This window comes from Mesorhizobium sp. M7A.F.Ca.CA.002.05.1.1 (genome assembly GCF_003998335.1).
Taxonomy (GTDB): Bacteria; Pseudomonadota; Alphaproteobacteria; order Rhizobiales; family Rhizobiaceae; genus Mesorhizobium.
In genome coordinates this window covers 1-5,193 of record NZ_RZQI01000402.1, presented here as the reverse complement: position 1 = coordinate 5,193, position 5,193 = coordinate 1, and the positions used below count along the sequence as shown (strand labels likewise).

At 63.3% G+C, this 5,193-nt stretch carries 6 protein-coding genes; all 6 read left to right on the top strand.

Annotated features, from left to right (window positions below; genetic code table 11):
* On the top strand, positions 1-702 hold a 702-nt coding region (gene rhaS / locus EN939_RS19925), incomplete at its 5' end, for a rhamnose ABC transporter substrate-binding protein (RefSeq protein ID WP_127269354.1).
* An 84-nt stretch (positions 703-786) separates the two neighbouring features.
* Complete coding sequence (locus tag EN939_RS19920; protein WP_127269353.1) at positions 787-2,328, top strand: sugar ABC transporter ATP-binding protein; 1,542 nt, start codon at positions 787-789, stop codon at positions 2,326-2,328.
* Entirely contained in the window at positions 2,325-3,299 is a 975-nt protein-coding gene (locus EN939_RS19915) for an ABC transporter permease (protein WP_127269352.1), read from the top strand. Before EN939_RS19920 ends, EN939_RS19915 begins: the two co-directional genes overlap by 4 nt.
* Positions 3,296-4,291 carry an ABC transporter permease gene (locus EN939_RS19910; RefSeq protein WP_127269351.1) on the top strand — a complete coding sequence of 332 codons (996 nt, stop codon included), beginning with the start codon at positions 3,296-3,298 and terminating at the stop codon, positions 4,289-4,291. Before EN939_RS19915 ends, EN939_RS19910 begins: the two co-directional genes overlap by 4 nt.
* Positions 4,291-4,608 (top strand): L-rhamnose mutarotase, encoded by a 318-nt coding sequence (gene rhaM, locus EN939_RS19905; protein ID WP_127269350.1) that lies wholly within the window; start codon positions 4,291-4,293, stop codon positions 4,606-4,608. Before EN939_RS19910 ends, rhaM begins: the two co-directional genes overlap by 1 nt.
* The coding region (locus EN939_RS19900; protein WP_245473124.1) for an FGGY family carbohydrate kinase at positions 4,605-5,193 on the top strand (589 nt) is incomplete at its 3' end. The genes rhaM and EN939_RS19900, both read left to right, overlap by 4 nt.

Sequence of the window (5,193 nt, the reverse complement as noted above, 5' to 3'; positions counted from 1 at the left end):
GTGCCGGTGCTGAAGAAGGCCATGGAACGCGGCATCACCGTCATCTCGTGGGATTCGGGCGTCGCCAAGGAAGGCCGCCAGCTTCACCTCAACCCGTCCGATACCGGCCTGATCGGTGAGACCATCATCAAGCTTGCCGCCGACCACCTGCCGGAAGGCGGCGAGGTCGCCATCCTGTCGGCCTCCTCGACCGCCACCAACCAGAACGCCTGGATCGACGCGGCCAAGAAAATCCTGCCGGAGAAGTTCCCCAAGATCAAACTCGTCGCCACCGTCTATGGCGATGACGATTCGGCCAAGAGCACCGACGAAGCCAAGGGCCTGTTGAAGTCCTATCCGAACCTCAAGGCGATCATCGCGCCGACCACCGTCGGCGTCGTCGCCGCCGCCCAGGTCGTCACCGACGAGAACCTGATCGGCAAGGTCAATGTCACCGGCCTCGCGCTGCCGTCCGAGTTCAAGAAGTTCATCGACAACGGTTCCAGTCAGGCGGTTGCCCTGTGGAACCCGATCGACCTCGGCTACTCGGCCGTCTACCTCGCCCATGATCTGGCGGTGAAGAAGGAAGAGGCGAAGCCCGGCGCCACGCTGTCGATCGGCCGCGTCGGCAAGGTCACGCTCGACGACACCAACTCGGCTGCGATGGCTCCGCCCTTCCAGTTCGACAAGTCGAACATCGAAAAGTTCTCCAAGATCTATTGATCTGGAGTCCTCTCGAGCTGACGCGGCGGGGCTCACGTCCCGCCGCGACTTTAAACGAACCTTGTTTCAGGGCTTGATACGATTATGGACACGACAGCCCAACACGGCGCGGTGAAGGAGCGGCCTCCGGCCTCGGCTCCACGCCTGACGCTGTCCGGCATCTCCAAGAGCTTTCCCGGCGTGCGCGCGCTGCACAATGTCAGCCTGTCGCTCTACCCCGGGCAGGTGACGGCGCTGATCGGCGAAAACGGCGCCGGCAAGTCGACGCTGGTCAAGATCATGACCGGCATCTACCAGCCCGACGGGGGTACGATCAGCATCGACGGCCAGGCCGTCACCCTGCCGAGCGCGCATGCCGCCTTCGGGCACGGCGTCACCGCCATCCACCAGGAAACCGTGCTGTTCGACGATTTGTCGGTCGCAGAAAACATCTTTCTCGGCCATGCGCCGCGCACGCGATTGCGCACCATCGACTGGCGCACGATGCGCAAGAACGCGCGCGAAGTGCTTGACACCATGCATGCCGGCCACATCGACGCCGATGCGCGCCTGAAGGACCTCGGCATCGCCAACAAGCATCTGGTCGCCGTTGCGCGCGCCATGTCGATCGACGCGCAGATCGTCATCATGGACGAGCCGACCGCCGCACTTTCGATGAAGGAGATCGAGGAGCTCTTTTTGCTGATCGAGTTCCTCAAGAGCGACGGCAAGGCAATCCTGTTCATCAGCCACAAGTTCGACGAGATCTACCGTATCGCCGACCGCTACACGGTGTTCCGCGATGGCGAGATGGTCGGCGAAGGCCTGATCAAGGATGCCGGCCAGAGCCAGATCGTGCGCCTGATGGTCGGCCGCGCGGTCGATCACATCTTCCCGCAGCGCAAGGCCGAGATAGGCGCGCCGGTGCTCTCCGTTTCCGGCCTGTCGCATCCGACCGAATTCAACGACATCGGCTTCGAACTGCACAAGGGCGAGATCCTCGGCTTCTACGGCCTGGTCGGCGCCGGCCGCAGCGAGGTGATGCAGGCGATATCGGGCATCACCCGCACATCAGCCGGCACGATCACGCTGGAAGGCAAGACGCTCGCGCCGAAATCGGCGGCGGATTCGATCGATGCCGGGATCGTCTACGTGCCCGAAGAACGCGGCAAGCAAGGCGTGGTGATCGGCCTGCCGATCTTCCAGAACGTCTCGCTGCCTTCACTCAAGCGCACATCGAAGTCCGGCCTGCTGCGGCTGTCGGAGGAGTTCGATCTGGCCCGCTCCTACACCGAGCGGCTCGACCTCAGGGCCTCCTCGCTCAGCCAGGACGTCGGCACGCTGTCGGGCGGCAACCAGCAGAAGATCGTCATCGCCAAATGGCTGGCGACGTCGCCCAAGGTGATCATCCTGGACGAGCCGACCAAGGGCATCGACATCGGCTCGAAGGCCGCCGTGCACGGCTTCATGGCCGAGTTGGTGGCGCAAGGCCTGTCGGTGATCATGGTGTCCTCCGAGCTGCCCGAAATCCTCGGCATGTCCGACCGCGTCGTGGTCATGCGCGAGGGGCTCGTCGCGGCGGTCTACGACAACAAGGGGTTGGACGCCGAGACGCTGGTTCGGACGGCAGCGGGGATCGCGGCATGAAGGCTTTCCTGAAATACCGTGAAATCTGGCTGTTGGCGGCCATCGTCGTGCTGATCGGGCTGATTTCGACGCGCTTCCCGGCCTTTGCCGACCCCGGCAATCTGCGTCAGGTGTTCAACGACACCTCGATCCTGATGATCCTGGCGCTCGGCCAGATGGTGGTCATCCTGACCCGGTCGATCGATCTGTCGATGGCGTCCAATCTCTGCTTCACCGGCATGGTGGTGGCGATGCTGAACGCAGCACATCCGGCGATCCCGATCCCGCTGCTGATCGTCATTGCGCTGGCCGTCGGTCTGGTGCTCGGCGCCATCAACGGCCTGCTGGTCTGGCGGCTGAACATTCCCTCGATCGTGGTGACATTGGGCACGCTGACCATCTATCGTGGCGCGACCTTCGTCCTGTCCGGTGGCGCCTGGGTCAATGCCGACAAAATGAGCCCGGACTTCATCGGCTTTCAGCGCGCCGCCTTCCTCGGCATTCCGGTGCTGTCGTGGATCGCCATCCTGGTCATTGCGCTGTTCTTCGTCCTGATGACGCGCACCGCGCTCGGCCGCTCGATCTATGCCATCGGCGTAAACCCGACGGCTTCCGTCTATGCCGGCATCGATGTCGGCCGCACCAAGTTCATCGTCTTCTGCATCTCCGGCATGATCGGCGGCCTGTCAGGCTATCTCTGGATCTCGCGCTATGTGATCGCGTCGGTCGAGGTCGCCAATGGCTATGAGCTCAACATCATCGCCGCCTGCGTCATCGGCGGCATCTCGATCGCCGGCGGCATCGGCTCGGTCGGCGGCGCGGTGCTCGGCGCACTGTTCCTGGGCATCATCTCCAACGCGCTGCCGGTCATCAACATCTCGCCCTTCTGGCAGATGGCGATTTCTGGCAGCGCCATCATCCTGGCCGTCGTGCTCAACGCGCGCGGCGAACGCCAGCAAGGCCGCATCATCCTCAGAAAGGTGGAGGCGTGACCGACATCCCTGCTCCGCGCCACATTCCCGACCGGCTCGACAAGCCGCTTCGTTCGGCGATCTTTTCCTGGGAAGCGCTGCTGGTCGTGGTGGCCGTCGCCATCTTCGCCATCAACAGCTTCGCCTCGCCCTATTTCCTCGACCCGTATTCGCTGTCCGATCTGACCTTCAATTTCACCGAGAAAGGCCTGATCGCCTTCGCCATGGCGCTGCTGATCATCTCGGGCGAGATCGATCTGTCGGTGGCCGCCATCATTGCGCTGGCGTCGACGATGATGGGCATGGCGGTGCAGGCCGGCGCCGGCATGCCGGTGCTGGTAGCGATCGGCATCGTCGTCGGGCTCGGCTGCGGCGCCTTCAACGGTCTGCTGGTGACAAGGCTCGGTCTGCCCTCGATCGTCGTCACCATCGGCACGATGAGCCTGTTTCGCGGCATCGCCTTCATCATCCTCGGCGACCAGGCCTACAAGGGTTATCCCGCAAGCTTCGCCTTCTTCGGCCAGGGCTATGTCTGGTGGGTGGTGTCGTTCGAACTGGTGCTCTTCCTGATCGCGGCCGTCGTCTACTGGTTCCTGCTGCACCGTACGAGTTTTGGCCGACGCGTCTTCGCCATCGGCAACAATCCGATAGCTGCGCAGTTTTCCGGCGTGCGCGTCGGCCGCACCAAGTTCCTCCTGTTTTGCCTGACCGGGCTGATGTCGGGCATCGCCTCGGTGCTGATCACCTCGCGGCTCGGTTCGACGCGGCCATCGATCGCGCAGGGCTACGAGCTGGAAGTCATCACCATGGTGGTGCTCGGCGGCGTCAGTATCCTCGGTGGCGCCGGCAGCATTGTTGGGGTCGTGCTCGCGGCCTTCATCATGGGGCTGGTGACCTTCGGGCTTGGCCTGCTCAACGTGCCCGGCATCGTCATGTCGATCTTCATTGGCCTGCTGCTGATTATCGTCATTGCCCTGCCGATCGTCTGGCGGCGACTCCGCGGAGGGCGTTGATGGCCGAGAAATATGCATTCAAGATGAAGCTGAAGCCCGGCATGAAGGCCGAGTACAAGCAGCGTCACGATGAGATCTGGCCGTCGCTGGTGTCACTGCTGAAGCAGGCCGGCGTCTCCGATTATTCCATCCATCTCGACGAGGAGACCAATATCCTGTTCGGTGTTCTGTGGCGGCGTGACGACCACGGCATGGACGAATTGCCCGGATATCCGGTGATGCAGCGCTGGTGGGCTGAAATGGCCGACATCATGGAAACCAGGCAGGACAACGAGCCGGTGGCCGTGCCGTTGGAAACCGTGTTCCACATGGCATGAGTGCGATGCGCCACATCGCCGTTATCGACATCGGCAAGACCAACGCCAAGGTGGCGCTGGTCGACCTCGCTACGTTGAGCGAGGTGGCGCTGCGCCGCATGTCCAATGCGCCGGTGCGACAGGCGCCTTACCCGCACCACGATGTCGAGGCCCTGTGGGCATTCATCCTCGAAAGCCTTGCCGGTCTCAATCGCGAACAGCGCATCGACGCCATTTCGATCAGCACCCATGGCGCGACCGGCGTGCTGGTCGACGCGGCGGGTGAACTGGTGCTACCGGTGCTCGACTATGAGTTCGACGGCCCCGACGGGCTGGCCGAGGGTTATGACGCGATCCGCCCGCCCTTCTCCGAGACCGGCACGCCGCGCCTGCCGCTCGGCCTCAATCTTGGTGCTCAATTCTTCTGGCAGCAGAAGAGCTTCCCGGCGGAATTCGCCAGGGCCGCCGCGATGCTGATGTACCCACAATACTGGGCGTTGCGCCTGACCGGCATCGCCGCCAACGAGGTCACCTCGCTCGGCTGCCACACCGACCTGTGGAACCCGTGGACGGCGGATTTCTCATCGTTGGTCGACAGGCTGGAAT